Origin of the sequence: Cohnella phaseoli (assembly GCF_003386235.1) — a bacterium.
In the GTDB taxonomy this organism is placed as follows: domain Bacteria; phylum Bacillota; class Bacilli; order Paenibacillales; family Paenibacillaceae; genus Cohnella; species Cohnella phaseoli.
Genome location: NZ_QRDZ01000002.1, coordinates 177,970 through 194,688, shown reverse-complemented (window position 1 = coordinate 194,688; position 16,719 = coordinate 177,970). Strand labels below are relative to the sequence as shown.

Sequence of the window (16,719 nt, the reverse complement as noted above, 5' to 3'; positions counted from 1 at the left end):
AGGGGGGGCTCTCTATGAGAACCGTTGATTTAATTACGAAAAAGAGAGACGGCGGCGAGCTGTCGGAAGCCGAAATTCGCTTCTTGATCCAAGGGTATACGGACGGTTCGATTCCCGATTATCAGATGTCGGCGATGGCCATGGCGATTTTCTTTCGCGGCATGACGCCGGAGGAAAGAGCGAATCTGACGATGGCAATGGTCGAATCGGGAGAGACAATCGATCTGTCGGCTATCTCGGGCGTCAAGGTGGACAAGCACAGCACAGGAGGCGTAGGCGATACGACAACGCTGGTGCTGGCGCCGCTTGTCGCCTCCATTGGCGTTCCTGTAGCGAAGATGTCGGGACGGGGACTCGGCCATACGGGAGGAACGATCGACAAGCTGGAGTCGATCCCGGGCTTTCACGTGGAAATCGGCAACGACGAGTTTATCGAGCTGGTTAATCGCAACGGCGTCGCCGTTATCGGCCAAAGCGCCAACTTGACGCCTGCGGACAAGAAGTTGTATGGACTTAGAGACGTGACCGGCACGGTGAATTCGATCCCGCTCATTGCCAGTTCAATCATGAGCAAGAAAATCGCTTCGGGAGCGGACGCCATCGTACTCGACGTCAAGACGGGCGACGGCGCGTTCATGAAGGAAATGTCGGAGGCCCAAGAGCTGGCTGCTTGCATGGTCGATATCGGCGGCCGCGTCGGAAGGAAGACGGTCGCGGTGCTGTCCGACATGAGCCAGCCGCTAGGCAACGCGATCGGCAACGCCTTGGAAGTCAAGGAGGCGATCGACACGCTTAGGGGACAAGGCCCTAGCGATCTCACGGAGCTGTGCCTGACGCTTGGCAGCCATATGGCGGTCCTGTCCGGCGCCGCCTCCGGCAAGGAAGAGGCCCGAGCGTTATTGGAGCAGGCCATCGAAAGCGGCAAGGCGCTGGAGAAGTTCAAAACGTTCCTGGCGTCGCAAGGAGGCGATGCCTCGGTTGTGGACGAGCCCGAACGGCTGCCGACCGCCAAGCGTCTGATCGAGGTTCCGGCCAAGGAATCCGGCTTCGTGGCTTCGATCGCTGCCGAGCAAATGGGCTTGGCGGCAATGCTGCTCGGGGCCGGGCGCGCGACGAAGGAGTCGCCGATCGATCTGTCGGTCGGCATCGTGCTGCGCAAGAAAATCGGGGATGCGGTACAGGCGGGCGAGCCTCTCGCAGTCGTCCATGCCAACGAAGTCGGCGTAGAGGAAGCGATAGCGCGAATCTATGAGTCGATCGCGATTCAACCCGAAGCGGTAAGGCCACCCTCGCTCATCGTCGGTGAAGTGCACGCGAATGCGTAACGACGTTAAAGCGATTGGCGATAGGGGTTATACTTTATTAAAGGGGGTGAAATAAAAATGGGCCAGTTGCTGCAAAGAATGAATGAAGCGACAATGCATATTCAATCTTTGATCTCTAGCCAGCCGCGCATCGGACTGATTCTCGGTTCCGGATTAGGCGAGCTTGCCGACGACATTGAGGACGCCGTCCGGATTCCTTACGAGTCGATTCCCCATTTTCCGGTATCGACGGTCGAAGGTCATGCGGGGCAGCTCGTAATTGGCCGACTCCATGATCAGACGGTTATTGCTATGCAGGGGCGGTTTCACTATTACGAAGGCTATACGATGCAGGAGGTAACCTTTCCGGTTCGCGTCATGAAGGCGCTCGGAGTCGATCATCTCATCGTAACCAACGCTTGCGGGGGAATGAACCCGGAATTCGAACCGGGAGATCTGATGCTGATCCGGGATCATCTTAACATGACCGGAGCGAACCCGCTCATCGGCGAGAATGATTCCACGTTAGGCCCGAGATTCCCGGACATGAGCCGAGCGTATACACCAGATTTGCTCGAGCTTGTCCGCGAAACGGCGCAATCGCTAGGAATTAACGTCAAACAGGGCGTATACGCGGGAATTACCGGTCCGTCCTACATGACTCCGGCCGAATTGACGATGCTTCGTTTGATGGGCGGAGACGCGGTAGGCATGTCCACCGTGCCGGAAGCGATCGTCGCCAGCCATATGTCGATGAAGGTCATCGGAATTTCCTGCGTGACGGACATGGCAATCGGCGAACATCTGGAGCCGCTCAGCCACGAGCAGGTGATCGAAGTCGCTAACCGAACGAAGCCGAGGTTTATCTCACTGGTGAAGGCGGTTGTTCAGCGGCTGTAGAACGGGATCCGACAATCTTACTTTAAGGAGAACAATAACATGAACAAAACGACTAAGCTTCTGACCGGAATTATGCTGGTCGCTTCCTTGACCTTGACGGCATGCGGAGCAAAAAACAACAACGGCGGCGGAGCGGCAAGCCCGAGCGCTTCCCCTAGCGAGTCGCCAAGCGCGTCGCCGACTGCAAGCGAGAGCGCGTCTCCGAGCGAGACGGTAGACGGCAAAGGCTTCAAGTTCGCGATGGTTACCGACGTTGGCGGCGTAAACGACAAATCGTTTAACCAAAGCGCATGGGAAGGCTTGAAAACGCTGGAGACCGAGACAGGCGCGTCGGTCAAATACCAGGAAAGCAAAGAAGCGACAAACTACTTGACGAACTTGAACAAGTTCGTGCGCGAAGACTACAACCTCACGTGGGGCATCGGATTTTTGCTCGGCGATGCGGTAAAGGACGCAGCAAGCAAAAACCCGGATGCACACTTGGCGATCATCGACAGCGTTGTCGAAGCTCCTAACGTGGCGTCGATTACTTTCGCCGAAAATGAAGGCTCGTTCCTGGTCGGCGTAGTTGCGGGCTTGATGACGAAATCGAATAAGATCGGCTTTGTTGGCGGCATCGACATTCCGGTCATCAAACGCTTCGAGCTCGGCTTCGTAGCCGGCGTAGCTGCGGTTAATCCGGATGCGAAAGTGGAGATTAACTATACGGGCGCATTCGACAAAGCGGACTTGGGTAAAGCGGCAGCAGCCTCGCTCTACAATGCCGGCGCGGACATCATTTTCCATGCGGCAGGCGGCACAGGCAACGGCGTCTTCAACGAAGCGAAGGAACGCAACAAGAGTGCGGCTGCGGACAAGAAAGTATGGGTTATCGGCGTAGACAAGGACCAATCGCTCGAATTCGGCGACGACGTTACGCTGACATCTATGTTGAAGCGTGTCGACAAAGCGGTGTATAGCGTTTCCAGAGATATGATCGAAGGCAAATTCCCTGCCGGTCAAGTCACGACGCTCGGTCTCAAAGACGATGCGGTAGGCCTGCCTGAAACTTCCAAGACAAACGTTCCTCAGGACGTACTGGACAAGGTCGAAGAGTATAAGCAAAAAATCGTTAGCGGCGAAATTACGGTACCGACTGCCCAGTAATTATTAACCGATAAAGGGTGCGACTATGGAACAGGCGAAAACAGTCGTAGAAATGCGTAACATTACGAAACGTTTCCCCGGCATCGTCGCCAATGACAGCGTCAACTTCAAGCTGAGGAAGGGCGAGATTCACGCCCTCCTCGGCGAGAACGGCGCGGGCAAATCGACGCTTATGAACGTTCTGTTCGGGCTGTATCAGCCGGAAGAAGGGGAAATCTTCGTCAATGGACAGCAAGTCGTCATAGACGGGCCCAACAAAGCGATTAAACTGGGCATCGGGATGGTGCATCAGCATTTTAAGCTTGTGCACCCTTTTACCGTCACCGAGAACATCATTCTCGGAAGCGAGCCCCGGAAGTGGATGGGACTTGCGGTAGACAAGAAACAGGCCTACGAGAAAGTAAATCAGTTATCGAAACAGTACGGTTTAAATGTGGATCCTTATGCGAAGATTGATGAAATATCGGTTGGGATGCAACAGCGGGTCGAAATTTTGAAGACGCTTTATCGTGGAGCGGACATTCTTATCTTCGATGAGCCGACGGCCGTGCTGACGCCGCAGGAGATCGGCGAATTGCTCGTCATTATGCGCAATCTTGTCGGGCAGGGCAAGTCGATCGTGCTCATCACTCACAAACTCAAGGAAATTATGGCGATTGCCGACAGCGTGACGATCGTGCGTCGAGGCAAAGTCATTGACAGCTTGCCGGTTGCAGGCACTAATCCGAATCAGTTGGCCGAGAAAATGGTCGGTCGGGAAGTGTCGCTTAAGCTCGACAAAAAGGTTGCCGTGCTCGGCGAGCCGATATTGGAAGTCGATAACCTCGTCGTTAAAGGACGCCAAGGCCTTAACGCGCTGAACGGAACGTCGTTCGTGCTGAGGCGCGGCGAGATTCTGGGGATCGCGGGAGTCGAAGGAAACGGCCAGAGCGAGCTGATCGAGGCGCTGACGGGACTCCGTCCAGTCTCAAGCGGATCGATCAAGGTCGCAGGCGCGGACGTTGTCGGCGAGAAGCCTCGGGCCATATCCGAGGCGGGCATTTCCCTGATTCCGGAGGATCGGCATAAACACGGGCTCGTGCTCGATTTTCCCGTCCGGGACAATATGGTGCTCGAAACGTATTACCAGCCTCAATTCAACAAGCGGGGTTTCCTCGATTACGAAGCGATCGGCAAACACGCGGAACGTCTGGTCAAAGACTTTGACGTGCGGACACCGTCTATTATGACGGATGCGCGCGCATTGTCCGGCGGCAACCAGCAGAAGGCGATCATCGCCAGAGAAGTCGACAAAAATCCCGAGGTTCTCATTGCGGCGCAGCCGACTCGCGGACTGGACGTAGGCGCTATCGAATTTATCCATAAGCGGCTCGTGGAGCAGCGCAATATGGGCAAAGCGGTGCTGCTCGTCTCGTACGAGCTGGACGAAATCATGCAACTGTCCGATCGGATCGCGGTCATTTACGAGGGTCGTATCGTCGGGGAAGTCAAGCCTTCCGAGACGAACGATCAGGAACTCGGCCTGATGATGACGGATTACAAGCAGAAGCAAGGGGGGGCGGGCAATGAACAAGCTGATTAAGGTGGTTACGAAAGATTCTGCGCTTGTCCCCTTTGTCGCTATCTTGCTCGGTTTGCTTGTCGGAGCGATTATAATGCTGATCGGCGGCTACGATCCGATTCTTGCTTACCGCTCCTTGCTGGAGACGGTGTTCGGCAACCGCTACGACTTCGGCGAGACGCTAACGGCAATTACCCCGGTTCTGTTCACCGGGCTTGCGGTCGCGTTCGCTTTCCGTACGGGACTGTTCAATATCGGTGCCGAAGGCCAATACATCATGGGGATGACCGGCGCGACCGTCATCGGCGTCACCGTGCACCTCCCCTGGTACCTTCATGCGCCGCTGGCCGTTATCGTCGGCGCGCTTGTAGGCGGACTATGGGGCATGATCGCCGGTTATCTGAAAGCGGCTCGAGGCGTGAACGAGGTCATTACGACGATCATGCTGAACTGGATCGCGCTGCATCTGGCGAACTATATTGTGAGACGTTTCCTGCTCGAGCCGGGCAAGGGCAGATCGTATATGGTGGACGATACGGCTTCCGCGACGATCGACTGGCTGTCCCGGTTTATGGACGACGCGCGCATGCATTGGGGAACGGCTTTTGCGCTGCTCGGCGTCATTTTCTTCTATTATTTCCTGTGGCGCACGAAGCAAGGCTTCGAGCTTAGAGTGGTCGGTTCGAATCCCGATGCGGCCAATTATGCGGGCATCAGCGTAAACAAGGGCGTCATTAAGGCGATGTTCATCTCCGGAGCGCTCGCGGGTCTCGCGGGCGTGTTCCAGGTGCTTGGCGTATTCCACAACCAGGTCATCTCCGCAGGTCATACCGGACACGGCTTCGACGGCATCGCCGTTGCCTTGCTCGGAGGCAACAATCCGCTGGGCGTATTGCTGGGCGCGATTTTGTTCGGAGTTCTGTCGTATGGCGCAGCCGGCATGAGCTTCGGAGCGGACGTACCTCCGGAAATTATCCGCATCGTCATCGGCTCGGTCATTTTCTTCGTTGCCGCTCCAGGCATTATCCGCTGGCTGCTGAAGCGGATATCCGGGAAGAAACGCAAAGAGGAGGCGATCTAGATGGATGCGGCAACGATTGGGCATATGCTGAATACCGCTTTCGTGTTCTCGACCGCGTTGATCTTGGCTGCGCTTGGCGGCATTCTCTCCGAGCGCTCGGGCGTCGTGAACATCGGGCTGGAAGGGTTGATGACCGCTGGAGCGTTCGCGGCGGCTGTCGCGGCCTACAAGGCGCAGGAAGCCGGCTACGGAGGCGCGTCTCCGTGGATCGGCGTTATCGCCGGCGCGATCTTCGGGGTGCTGTTCGCCCTCATTCACGCAGTGGCGACGATTACGTTCAGGGCCGATCAGGTCGTCAGCGGAATTGTCATTAACTTTATCGCGGGCGGCTCGACCTTGTATCTTGTCAAACTGCTGTTCGAAGGAGCCGGAGAAACCACGCTCGTCAACGAGGTGTTTCATAAGGTGAAAATTCCGGTGCTGTCGGATATTCCGATTATCGGAGACGGTTTGTTCAACGCTTATCCGACGACGTATTTGGCGATAATTCTTGTCGGAGCAATATACTACATGCTGTACAGAACGGCGTTTGGCCTACGGCTGCGTTCCGTCGGCGAGCATCCGAGCGCGGCCGATACGGTCGGGATCAAGGTACTGCGCATGCGGTACACGGCCGTGTTGTTGAGCGGCGTGCTGGCCGGCATTGGCGGAGCTACGATCGCGATGACGACAACAGGCTCGTTCTCGCACAACACGATTTCCGGACAAGGGTTCATCGCATTGGCCGCGGTTATTTTCGGCAAATGGAACCCGCTCGGAGCGATGGGGGCGGCGTTGTTCTTCGGCTTCGCGCAATCGATCAACAACGTGCTGCAGTTGTTCGACTTCACTTCGCACATTCCTTCGGAGTTTATCTACATGCTGCCCTATGTGTTGACCATTCTGGTGCTTGTAGGCGCAGTAGGACGCTCGCGGGCTCCCGGAGCCTTGGGCGAACCGTATTATCAGGGCAAGCGATAGCGATATCGATGTTGAGCAAGAACGCAGGAGGGTCGCCGATACGGCGGCCCTCTTGGCATATATGAAAATAATCCTATAAGCCGAAAAGCCTAAAAAGCAAAATGAGTCCTATTCCCGTTAAAGAGCTGGTGTAAAACTGGTAACATAACATACGGAGAGGATCGAGCAGAATTGGTCGTAAAAACAATCATATAGGAACGGGTCTCTCGCTAAAACGGCAGTTTAGGTTTTCTCAAAGGAGGAGCTACGATGGAGCAGCATACCGAGCATTTCATCGCGGACGTATGGGGCAAGCTGGATACGGTTTATCAACTGGAAAGCCAAAGATTAAACGACGTCAAAGATTGGAGCCGTCTGCAGGCAGGGGTGTTCAATTATTTAAGGGTGTCGTGGAAAAAAGGGAAAAGCCGACATAAAGCTCTTTACATCGATATCTATGAGCCGTTTAGCTGGAGCGACGACTCCTATGAAGCGAAAGCCGGGCCCTACATAGAGGAAATTACGGAAGCGGCCCAGGTGGAGCAGCTTTTCTCGGCTTTATGTATCCGAATGGATCAGCTGTTTCAATCCGAGCAGTATGGACCCCGATTTTTTGATTATCACTTTCAGGTGATATTGGAATTCGAGATCGACGGAGGCCTGATAAACTATCAAGAGGAGCTGCTGAACGAGCGCAAGCTGGAACAATCGAAGCAAGAGCTGTCCGCATTTATTGAAAAAAAAGTGATGGCGGATATGCCGGTGCGTCCAAGTGAAAAGGATGAGTTTTTCTTTGCCCAGCGTTTGATCGATCCCCATTTCTTTAACCAGTCGGAAGAGGAAATCGATCCGCTCATTAGCCGCCTGCTGGACAAGCATCGTGCCAACAAAAAACGTTATGACCAGTGGATCTACGATTATACGAGAGCGCTTAAGAACTGGGCCGAGGAGCTTTTTTTAACGCAGCATTTCGAAAAAACGGGGGAGTACTCAAGGGAATGGGCGCTAAAGGAAGGGAGCGCACATCGACCGCCTGCCCGGGAGCAGCTGGATTTCTTTGTCTATGCGGCGCTGCAAGTAGGGCAAAAGGAACCGAATACCCGTCGGCAATATCTTGAGCTTGCCAAACTGCTTGGCTCGCAGAAGGCTGCCGATTATTTGCTCCAAGGGAGCGGTCTTTACGAAAGCAAGCGCACAACCGAGGCGTTCCAAGGAACGGCCAACGATGTTTTGCAGACGATAGAAATTCGCATCGTGAAGGAAAGCGAGTCGGCTTACCGCGATGCGCTGCGTTACTTGATCGATCTTTTGACAAAGGGATTTCCAAAGGGCTATCACCTGACGTTAAAAAGCAAAGCGAAAAATCTTTTGCCCGTTAAAAATTTGGCGAAATCAAAGCTGCATCAGTTTTTTGCGAATGGTTTCGAGTATCCCGCCCTGTTCTCATTGATCGCGGACTATGCGCAAGCGGCCATGGAGGAATATGCGTGGTACGGAGACGTAGAGCCGAGCGAAAAATCGGCTATGCCCGGAACCTATGCGGTGTTCGGGTTAGGGCTTTACAGCACCGACTATTTTCCGCTCGTTGAAAGCTATATGGCGCTTGTCGATGCAGAGCATCAGTCCGTGCAGGACCATTATGCCGAGGCCCTCATAGAGGCGCATGGCCTATCGCCAGAGTTGATGCCTGCGCTTGTCGCCGTTCTGCTCGCCTCCAACGAATCGGCGAAGCCGCTGAAGGAGCTGGCGTTATACGAGCCGGACCTGCTGTCCGCGCTTATTAGGGAGTTGGAAAATATAGAGGACTATCAGCGCGAAGTTGTTTTGTATCGGATTTTCGGAGGCGCCAAAAAGCTGAAGCAGCGCATTAAAAAAGAACCAGCGCCAATAAAAGAGGCGCTGGAGCACTTATTGCTATGGATGAATGAATAGAGTGCAGCTTAATATTTAACGCCTTCGGAGTAGCGGTTGCCGGCGTTCCAGAGCAAGAATTCTTCGACCCCGCTGTCGTTGAGCGCTTTGATCTGAGCTTGAACTTCGGCCGCTCCGTAGGGGGTGTAGTGGCCTTTGCCGAGCCATTTGGCGGTGAAATCCTGAATCCACGGCCGGATAATCGGCTTATCCTCGCCTAACGGCTCCAGCTTCTTGTGCGTGTCGTCCATCGCGCCCTTGATCGTCTCGTATGGCGCTTTGTCGGGATCCTTCTGCTTGAACCAGCCGGTGCTGTAATGGCTCGGATAGATCATCGGACTGATGACGTGCACGCCGCTGGAAATTTTCACGAAGTCCTGTCCGATGCCTTCCGCGGCAGGGACGGAGGCGGCATAGCCGAAGATGTCGACGGATACTCGCACGCCTAGCGGCTCCAGCTCCTTCTTGGCGTACTCGACGAACCCGCTCACAATGTCCACTCGGCTTTGTTCGTTCTTCGTGAACTTCAGGCTGTCTGCTCTCTTCTCGAAGCCTTCCGGGAAACGGACGTAGTCGAACTGGATTTCCTTAAAGCCGAGCTTGGCGGCTTCCTTGGCGACCTCGACGTTGTACTCCCATACTTCTTCGCGGTAAGGGTTGACGAATTTGTCCTTGTTGCCGTTCTGCCAGATCGAGCCGTCCTTCTGAACGAAGGAATATTCGGGATGCGATTTGGCGAGCACGCTGTCCTTAAAGACGACGACGCGCGCGATTGGATAAATCTCATGCTCCTTCAATGTGGTCATCAGCTTGTCGACATCCTTGATATAAGGCTGCGGATTGCCCAGCTCCTGCAGCTTCGGATTGCTCGTCTTGTAGGTAATGTTGCCGAGATCGTCCTTAATGTCGATGACCATGGAATTGAGCTCGGTGCGGTCGAGCAGATCGAGCAAGGTTGCCATCCGTTCTCCGCCTGCGCTATAAGCCGTTACGTAGATGCCCTTAACGACCGGTGCGTCGGGCTGCGGGTCGCCGCTTATGCCGGACGGAGGCTCTCCCTCTTCGCTGCCGGGCGTCGCGGGCTGATGCGAGGCGCCCACTAACGAACTCCACAATCCGGCGGACGAATGGCCGGTCGAAGCTCCGCCTCCGAACATATTGTTCAACAACAGGAAAAACGTCAAAAAAATACTCATACTATTCTCTCCCCATAAGCTCTGTAACAAGATTATAAACGAGTTAGGGGGGAGTAGACACAGGTATTTTGTAGTATTTTGCTGAATAACCCAGAATTTTCGCTGGTCGAAGTTACCTTCTGCGGAAATCTCCGATCACATCGACCGTTTGGACGACGTTGACGAACGCTTTGGCATCGACCTCCTTGATCATTTTGCGCAGCTCGGCCAACTCGAAGCGGGTTGCGACCGTCATTAGCATATCCCGTTCCTCGCTGGTGAACGCGCCTCGCGTTCTGATGATCGTGACTCCCCGCGGCATCCGGAGCAGTCTGGAGGCGAGCTCTTGCGTATGATTGGTGACGATAAAAGCGGTCACCTTGTGATGCGGCGTATGTACGGCGTCAATTACTTTTCCCGTTAAGTAGATCGATAGCATAGAATAAAGGGCGGCGTTCCAATCGTCCTTCAGAAAGCCGAGGGCAGCCACGACGATCGTATTGAGCGCGACGATCAGCAGGCCGACGGGGAGATTGCGGTAACGCGAAATGATGGATGCGACAATGTCGAACCCTCCGGAGGAGCCTCCGAACCGAAGGGCTCCTGTCGTACCCAAGCCGACGAGTACGCCGCCGAATACGGAGGCGAGCAGGCGGTCGTCCGTTAATTTGATTTCGGGAATAATTTGCAGGAAAAACGACGTGGCGGCAACAGTGACGATGCTGAGCGCGATGAATCGTTTGCCCAGGACGCGGTAGCCCCAGAACAAAATCGGGACATTCAGGGCAAAATACAGCAAGCCGATGTTCCAACCGGTCATGTAACCGACGATCATCGCGACGCCGGACACTCCGCTGCTGAGCAGCTTTTCCGGTATAAGCAGCATTTGAAAGCCGAAGCCGACAATGGCAGCGCTCAGAATCATTAAAAATACGGGGCCGATTACGGCAAGTCTCCTCATGAAAGCACTCCTCGTTAACAACTCGCGCGCGAGAACGGTCGCGGTGACGTAGGCCTTAGGTTCCCCTTGGGAAAAAGCGCTCATTCAACATAATGGCACTCTTTTCCTATGACTGGAGTTAAGAGCAGGGGTGTGCTATAATGAACTGATCATTTTTTTGGAAGCCGTAAGTTGAAGGCCCAACACAGAAGGAGATTGAAAAAGTTTGAGCACATTTGCAGAGTTTGGTTTGGAGCCTGATGTACTTCAAGCCATATCGGAGATGGGATTTGAAGAGGCGACCCCAATCCAAGCGAAAGCTATTCCCGTTGCCATCGCAGGCAAAGACATGATCGGGCAGGCCCAGACGGGCACAGGCAAAACAGCCGCATTCGGGATCCCGATGATCAGCAAGATTGCCGCATCGGAAGACCGCATTGTCGCTTTGATTATGGCGCCGACTCGCGAACTCGCGATTCAGGTATCGGAAGAAATTGAGAAGCTTGGACGTTTCAAGGGACTGCGTTCCTTGGCTATATATGGCGGTCAAGACATCTCACGTCAGATCCGGTCTCTAAGACGGAAGCCGCAGATTATTATCGGAACTCCCGGTCGTTTGCTCGACCACATCAACCGCAAGACGATCAAGCTCGACGACGTGCAGACGGTCGTTCTGGACGAAGCGGACGAAATGCTGGATATGGGCTTTATGGAAGACATTCAGTCGATCCTGAAGCTCGTTCCCGAAGCGCGTCAGACGCTGCTGTTCTCGGCGACGATGCCGGCGAACATCCAGAAGCTGGCTCAGCAATTCCTGCGCGAGCCTGAGCACGTCAAAGTCGAATCGAAGCTGCTCAGCGCACCTTCGATCCAACAGTTTTATGTAGAAATCCAGGAGCGCATGAAGTTCGACGGACTGTGCCGCCTGCTCGACATGGAGCCGCCTGAACTGGCGATTATCTTCGGTCGTACGAAGCGCCGCGTAGCCGAGCTGTCCGAAGCGCTGATGAAGCGCGGATACGCTTGCGACGGCCTGCACGGAGATTTGTCTCAGAATCAGCGTGACGCCGTTATGCGCAAGTTCCGCGACGGCAGCATCGATATTCTGGTGGCTACGGACGTAGCTGCGCGCGGACTGGACGTATCTGGCGTTACCCACGTCATCAACTTCGACCTGCCGCAAGATCCTGAGAGCTACGTTCACCGGATCGGCCGTACGGGTCGCGCAGGCAAAGAGGGAACATCCTGGTCCTTCGTCACGCACCGCGAGACCGATCATCTTCACTTCATTGAGAAGGTGACCCGTCACCGTATCTCCAAGAAGATGTTGCCGACCCTGTCCGAAGCGATGGAAGGCAAACAGAAAGTTCTTGCCGAGCGGATTATGGAAACCGTTCGTTCCGATGAGGAAGTCAATCCTTACAAATGGGTTGCGATGCAATTGCTGGAGCAATACGATTCCGTCGAATTGCTGGCTGCTGCTATGAAGCTGCTCAACGGCGACAAGAAAGACGTTAATATCGAATTGACCCCCGAAGATCCGGTTCGCTCGAAGAAGCGCAAGTTCGAGGGCGGACGCAGCGGCGGCTACGGCAGCAGCGGTGGCAGCGGTCGTCGCTACGGCGGCAGCGGCGGTCAAGGCGGCGGCTCGGGCTCGTGGCGCCAGAGCGGTCAAGGACGCGGAGATCGCGGTCCTGGCGGCTACAACGGCGGACGCAAACCGTACGGCAGCGGCAATCGTTACGGTGGCAGTGGCGGTGGCAATGGCAACCGGGACGAAGGCGGCTATCGCGACAATCGCGGCGGACGTCCGGAGCGGAAAGACGACTACCGCGGCAATCGCTCGCAGAACGAAGATTTCGTAAAGGTCTAATCGCAGCAGCATAGCGAACAACAGTCATCAGGGAGGATTCCCCATGGAAATGCGGGGCATGATGGGCGGCTTCTACAAAATATCCGAATGGATTATGAGGCTGTCGGTTATTAACGTTTTATGGCTTCTCACTTCTCTTCCTTTTTGGTTTCTGTTTATTACGCCTTTCATCAGCACGCAGGCTGAGGGAGACGCCGCAAGCGGCTCCCTCATCTCGGCTGTTATTTTGATGGCGATCGCGGCTCCTTTCACCCTGTTTCCGTCAACCTCGGCGATGTTCTCGGTTGCCCGGAAATGGGTGCTGGGGGACGTTGACGTACCGCTGTTCAAAACCTTTTTCCGCAACTATAAGCAAAACTACGTTCAGGCGATGATAGGCGGTATTGTCTATGCTCTGCTGTTCGCGATTCTGATCATCGACTTCCAAGTCTATTTGAAACAGATCAGCGGATTTCAGATTTTGGCCTACCTCTTTATCGCTTTGATGCTGTTGTTGCTTATATCTATGTTGCACTTTTTCTCTTTGTTGTCGCATTTTCATATGAAAACGATTCAACTGTTCAAGAATGCGCTTATACTGACGATCGGACGCCCGTTTCGTTCGCTTGCCATGGCGATTGGAGCGGTGGTCGTTATCGCCATCAGCATGAGATTCACCTTTTTGCTGCCCTTCTTCTTCGGAAGCATCATCGCGGTATACACCTTCTTCAATTTCAACATTGTCATTCAGAAGATGATGTTGGCGAAGGAACAAGCCGAGAGCGAATCTGACGAAGAGTCCGATGATGAAAGCGAAGAAGACAAGAGTGTAAACCTAGAGAAGAAATCCCAAGACTAAACATTTTACTTTTGCGCTTTGCCTGCTTATAATGGGGATATTCCTGCCCTGTGCGTTACGGCGCTTCATTGTTTTGAACCAATGTTTGTTTCCAGGGAGCTCTACATTGCCAGGCGGCTGACAGGCCCTCGAAAAGGGAAGTCAAAAACCGGGCTGCGGGCACCCACCTGCTAAAGCAGGTTCAGAAACATGCACGTCGGACGGCAAGGGCGGGTTTTTTCCGTCTATGGGTCTTTAATCCCCGGGTAAGGCGTGATATGATAGAATGTAGCGCCAAAGGTACTCGGAGGGAGAGAGAGCGTTTGAAGCGGATTCTGATCGGATTGATTCGCAGTCATGAACATACGAGCGACAAGGCGAAAGACCCCAAGCTTAAATCTCATTATTATCGCCTTTCGAAAGATCGCGCTTGGGATGAGATCAGCTCTATTCTGAAGAAAATGAAGGGCTACAAAGTGCTTCACGAAGTTCAGACGGTTGGGGAAATCGTGATGGAGAAGAAGTCGATGGCCGGGCGGACAATGGATATTACGATCCAGTTGGTTGGTACAAGCCCAGGCAATACGGCGGTCGATATTTACTCGGCTTCCCGCGGCTCTCTCGGCGATCTTGGATCCAACTACCGCAACATACAAGAGATTTACAGCGTGCTGGATCGCAAGCTGTCGAGCTATAAAGCTTAGAGAGGCGCGCGCGTTTCGGACGACATTAATAAAGCGAGGAAAGGCGTCTGGCCTGTCCTCGCTTTTGTCATGTTCGGGTTTGCGATTTAGAGAAGGTTCTTGACAGCTTCGATCGCCGCTTCATAATTCGGGTGCTCGGTCATTTCATTCAGTACTTCGATATAAGCGATGCGGTCGTTCGTGTCGATGACGAAGATCGCTCTCATGTCCAGGTGGAATTCTTTGATGAACACGCCGTAGTCTTTACCGAAGCTGTTCTCCTTATAGTCGGACAGTAGGAATACGCGATCTACGCCGGCTGCAGCGCACCAGCGAGCTTGCGCGAACGGTAGATCGGCGCTGACAGTCAGAATGGCAACGTTCTCGCCCAGCTTGGAGGCTTCTTCGTTAAAACGACGAGTTTGCGCGTCGCATACGCCTGTGTCAATCGAAGGAACTACGCTGACGAGCTTAACCTTGCCTGCAAAATCCTTCAGGGAGGAAGTTTCGAGCAGGTTTTTGTTTAACGTGAAATCTGGCGCGGAATCGCCGACCTTCAACTCGGGGCCGACAAGCGTAATCGGGCTGCTCTTGAAAGAAACGGTACGTTCTTGGGACATGGGAAGAAATCCTCCTTCATTGATAAGGTCTGCCGTAATTATTATAATCGTTATGGAACGTCATTGTCCAATCCTTGGGAGTTGACGGTTGCGGAAAGGGGTGGTCGCGTGGAACTGAGACAATTGGAATATTTCGTACAGGTCGCACGGCTGCAGCATGTGACGAAAGCGGCCGAGGAGCTTCATGTGGCGCAGTCGGCCGTAAGCAGACAGATTCATCGTCTGGAGGAGGAGTTGGGCGTACGTCTATTCATGCAGCGCGGACGCAACGTACAGCTTACGCCTGTCGGTCAGCTATTTCTTCGCAGAGCGGAAGCGTTGCTGGGGGATCTCGACCGTGCCGTTATGGAGATTCACGAGTTTCTCGACCCTGAGGTCGGAGAGATTCGGCTTGGTTTTCCTCATAGTCTGGGTATCCACCTCGTGCCTCAAGTTGTGGCCGCTTTCCGTAAGCTGCACCCTAACGTTAAATTTCGTTTCCGGCAAGGAATGTATCCTTCCCTCATCCGGGATGTCATTGACGCCGAAGTGGACATCGCGTTTATTTCTCCGTATCCGGAAAACAACGAACAGGTGACGGGGGAAGTCGTGCTGACGGAAAGTTTGTACGCGATTCTGCCGATCAACCATCCGTTAGCGAAAAAACCGGCGATTAATCTGAGCGAGTTGAAGGATGAAACGTTTGTATTGTTCGGCAACGGCTACTCGTTGCGCCCGATCGTGTGGGATGCCTGCAAGGAGGCTGGGTTTACGCCGAAAATCGGGTTCGAAGGCGAGGAGTCGGGGACGATTCGCGGGCTTGTCGCGGCCGGCATGGGCGTCAGTCTGCTGCCGGAGATGGCGATGTACGAGACGAGTTCGATGATGCCGGCCGTCGTGAAAATCAGCGAGCCGAAAGTCACTCGAACGGTTGGCCTGATTCATAGATCCTCGGAGAAGCTTCCGCTTGTCGTACAGATCTTTCATTCGTTCCTGATCGATTTTTTTAAGAACGATTATGAGTCGCTATAGTTGGATAATATCAAAAGGGCAGCCTCGGGATTGCGAACGATCCGAGGCTGCCCTTTATTTAGAATTTGGGTTAATCCCGATTGCTGCTCGTGAAAATCAGAATATATTTGACGAGCTCAAGCAGAGAAATCAATGCGGCGGCGACATAGGTCAGCGCGGCGGCGTTCAGCACCTTGGCGACTCCGCGTTCTTCGTCGCGATGGATAAAACCTTCCGCGACCATCAGATCCCGCGCCCTTGAGCTTGCGTTGAACTCCACGGGCAAGGTGACGAGTTGAAAGGCGACCGCGGCCGAGAAGAAGATGATCCCGAAGCCGATCATGTTAAGCGAGTGGAACAGGAAGCCGGCGATCAGCAGGAAAGGTGCGATGCCGGATGCGAAGCGAACGACCGGGAACATCCGGTGCCGCAGCACAAGCATCGGATAAGAATGCTGATGCTGAATGGCGTGTCCGACTTCGTGACAGGCGACGGAAATCGCGGCGATCGAACGTTCCGAGTAGACGGGCTCGGATAGTCTTACGACTCGCGCGATCGGATCGTAATGATCGGATAACGCGCCTCGCACCGGTTCAACGGGAACGTCGTGCAGGCCATTGAGGTCCAGCATTCTTCTCGCCGCCTCGCGGCCGGTCAGGCCGCTTGCGGCACGGACCTGGGACCAGCGATTAAAAGTCCCTTTGACCCTGAACTGGGCCCACACGGATAACAGGAAGGCGATGATGATCACGAAATCCATCGGGTGAAAGAACATGATG

General features: G+C 54.2%; 15 protein-coding genes and 1 other RNA gene. 12 read left to right on the top strand and 4 right to left on the bottom strand.

Translation table 11 applies throughout. The features are described 5' to 3' along the window. The first annotated feature begins 14 nt into the window (after positions 1–14). From DFP98_RS02980 to DFP98_RS02950, 7 genes are all read left to right on the top strand, one after another. Positions 15–1,325 (top strand): pyrimidine-nucleoside phosphorylase, encoded by a 1,311-nt coding sequence (locus tag DFP98_RS02980; RefSeq protein ID WP_116059074.1) that lies wholly within the window; start codon positions 15–17, stop codon positions 1,323–1,325. Positions 1,326–1,382: 57 nt separating this feature from the next. Continuing rightward, positions 1,383–2,204 carry a purine-nucleoside phosphorylase gene (locus DFP98_RS02975; protein WP_116059073.1) on the top strand — a complete coding sequence of 274 codons (822 nt, stop codon included), beginning with the start codon at positions 1,383–1,385 and terminating at the stop codon, positions 2,202–2,204. Positions 2,205–2,243: 39 nt separating this feature from the next. Further along, a complete protein-coding gene (locus DFP98_RS02970; protein WP_116059072.1) occupies positions 2,244–3,350 on the top strand; it encodes a BMP family lipoprotein in 1,107 nt (368 codons plus the stop codon). Positions 3,351–3,375: 25 nt separating this feature from the next. Further along, a complete protein-coding gene (locus DFP98_RS02965; RefSeq protein WP_116059071.1) occupies positions 3,376–4,932 on the top strand; it encodes an ABC transporter ATP-binding protein in 1,557 nt (518 codons plus the stop codon). Beyond that, positions 4,916–5,992, top strand: coding sequence for an ABC transporter permease (locus tag DFP98_RS02960; protein WP_116059070.1), 1,077 nt, complete (start codon positions 4,916–4,918; stop codon positions 5,990–5,992). Before DFP98_RS02965 ends, DFP98_RS02960 begins: the two co-directional genes overlap by 17 nt. Beyond that, on the top strand, positions 5,993–6,952 hold the full coding sequence (locus DFP98_RS02955; protein WP_116059069.1) for an ABC transporter permease: 960 nt from the start codon (positions 5,993–5,995) through the stop codon (positions 6,950–6,952). 249 nt (positions 6,953–7,201) lie between these two features. Next, positions 7,202–8,863: a DUF6138 family protein gene (locus tag DFP98_RS02950; protein ID WP_116059068.1), complete on the top strand. Its 1,662-nt coding sequence runs from the start codon at positions 7,202–7,204 to the stop codon at positions 8,861–8,863. Positions 8,864–8,871: 8 nt separating this feature from the next. Here DFP98_RS02950 and DFP98_RS02945 read toward each other — a convergent pair whose 3' ends face one another. After that, a complete protein-coding gene (locus tag DFP98_RS02945; protein ID WP_116059067.1) occupies positions 8,872–10,038 on the bottom strand; it encodes a putative glycoside hydrolase in 1,167 nt (388 codons plus the stop codon). A gap of 112 nt (positions 10,039–10,150) precedes the next feature. Further along, positions 10,151–10,978, bottom strand: a complete 828-nt coding sequence (locus DFP98_RS02940; RefSeq protein ID WP_116059066.1) for a YitT family protein — start codon at positions 10,976–10,978, stop codon at positions 10,151–10,153. Positions 10,979–11,183: 205 nt separating this feature from the next. Here DFP98_RS02940 and cshA point away from each other — a divergent pair, with 205 nt between their 5' ends. The 4 genes from cshA (at position 11,184) to DFP98_RS02920 (ending at position 14,351) form a co-directional block, all read left to right on the top strand. Continuing rightward, positions 11,184–12,830, top strand: coding sequence for a degradosome RNA helicase CshA (cshA, locus tag DFP98_RS02935; protein ID WP_116059065.1), 1,647 nt, complete (start codon positions 11,184–11,186; stop codon positions 12,828–12,830). A gap of 43 nt (positions 12,831–12,873) precedes the next feature. Then, entirely contained in the window at positions 12,874–13,668 is a 795-nt protein-coding gene (locus tag DFP98_RS02930) for a YesL family protein (RefSeq protein WP_116059064.1), read from the top strand. Positions 13,669–13,705: 37 nt separating this feature from the next. Beyond that, positions 13,706–13,888, top strand: a non-coding RNA gene (gene ssrS / locus DFP98_RS02925) — 6S RNA. 37 nt (positions 13,889–13,925) lie between these two features. Next, positions 13,926–14,351 carry a DUF1499 domain-containing protein gene (locus tag DFP98_RS02920; protein WP_116059063.1) on the top strand — a complete coding sequence of 142 codons (426 nt, stop codon included), beginning with the start codon at positions 13,926–13,928 and terminating at the stop codon, positions 14,349–14,351. Between the two features lie 86 nt (positions 14,352–14,437). On the opposite strand, the gene tpx is transcribed toward DFP98_RS02920, so the two are convergent. After that, positions 14,438–14,950: a thiol peroxidase gene (tpx, locus tag DFP98_RS02915; RefSeq protein WP_116059062.1), complete on the bottom strand. Its 513-nt coding sequence runs from the start codon at positions 14,948–14,950 to the stop codon at positions 14,438–14,440. A 108-nt stretch (positions 14,951–15,058) separates the two neighbouring features. Here tpx and gltC point away from each other — a divergent pair, with 108 nt between their 5' ends. Beyond that, positions 15,059–15,961, top strand: coding sequence for a glutamate biosynthesis transcriptional regulator GltC (gltC, locus tag DFP98_RS02910; RefSeq protein ID WP_116059061.1), 903 nt, complete (start codon positions 15,059–15,061; stop codon positions 15,959–15,961). 70 nt (positions 15,962–16,031) lie between these two features. Here the strand turns inward: gltC and DFP98_RS02905 are convergent, their stop codons facing one another. Next, positions 16,032–16,715 (bottom strand): zinc metallopeptidase, encoded by a 684-nt coding sequence (locus DFP98_RS02905; RefSeq protein ID WP_116059060.1) that lies wholly within the window; start codon positions 16,713–16,715, stop codon positions 16,032–16,034. Between the last annotated feature and the right edge of the window lie 4 nt (positions 16,716–16,719).

Coding starts and splice junctions, on each gene's coding strand:
- DFP98_RS02980 (WP_116059074.1), top strand. CDS start 15: ATGAGAACCGTTGATTTAATTACGAAAAAGAGAGACGGCGGCGAGCTG.
- DFP98_RS02975 (WP_116059073.1), top strand. CDS start 1,383: ATGGGCCAGTTGCTGCAAAGAATGAATGAAGCGACAATGCATATTCAA.
- DFP98_RS02970 (WP_116059072.1), top strand. CDS start 2,244: ATGAACAAAACGACTAAGCTTCTGACCGGAATTATGCTGGTCGCTTCC.
- DFP98_RS02965 (WP_116059071.1), top strand. CDS start 3,376: ATGGAACAGGCGAAAACAGTCGTAGAAATGCGTAACATTACGAAACGT.
- DFP98_RS02960 (WP_116059070.1), top strand. CDS start 4,916: ATGAACAAGCTGATTAAGGTGGTTACGAAAGATTCTGCGCTTGTCCCC.
- DFP98_RS02955 (WP_116059069.1), top strand. CDS start 5,993: ATGGATGCGGCAACGATTGGGCATATGCTGAATACCGCTTTCGTGTTC.
- DFP98_RS02950 (WP_116059068.1), top strand. CDS start 7,202: ATGGAGCAGCATACCGAGCATTTCATCGCGGACGTATGGGGCAAGCTG.
- DFP98_RS02945 (WP_116059067.1), bottom strand. CDS start 10,038: ATGAGTATTTTTTTGACGTTTTTCCTGTTGTTGAACAATATGTTCGGA.
- DFP98_RS02940 (WP_116059066.1), bottom strand. CDS start 10,978: ATGAGGAGACTTGCCGTAATCGGCCCCGTATTTTTAATGATTCTGAGC.
- DFP98_RS02930 (WP_116059064.1), top strand. CDS start 12,874: ATGGAAATGCGGGGCATGATGGGCGGCTTCTACAAAATATCCGAATGG.
- DFP98_RS02920 (WP_116059063.1), top strand. CDS start 13,926: ATGATAGAATGTAGCGCCAAAGGTACTCGGAGGGAGAGAGAGCGTTTG.
- tpx (WP_116059062.1), bottom strand. CDS start 14,950: ATGTCCCAAGAACGTACCGTTTCTTTCAAGAGCAGCCCGATTACGCTT.
- DFP98_RS02905 (WP_116059060.1), bottom strand. CDS start 16,715: ATGTTCTTTCACCCGATGGATTTCGTGATCATCATCGCCTTCCTGTTA.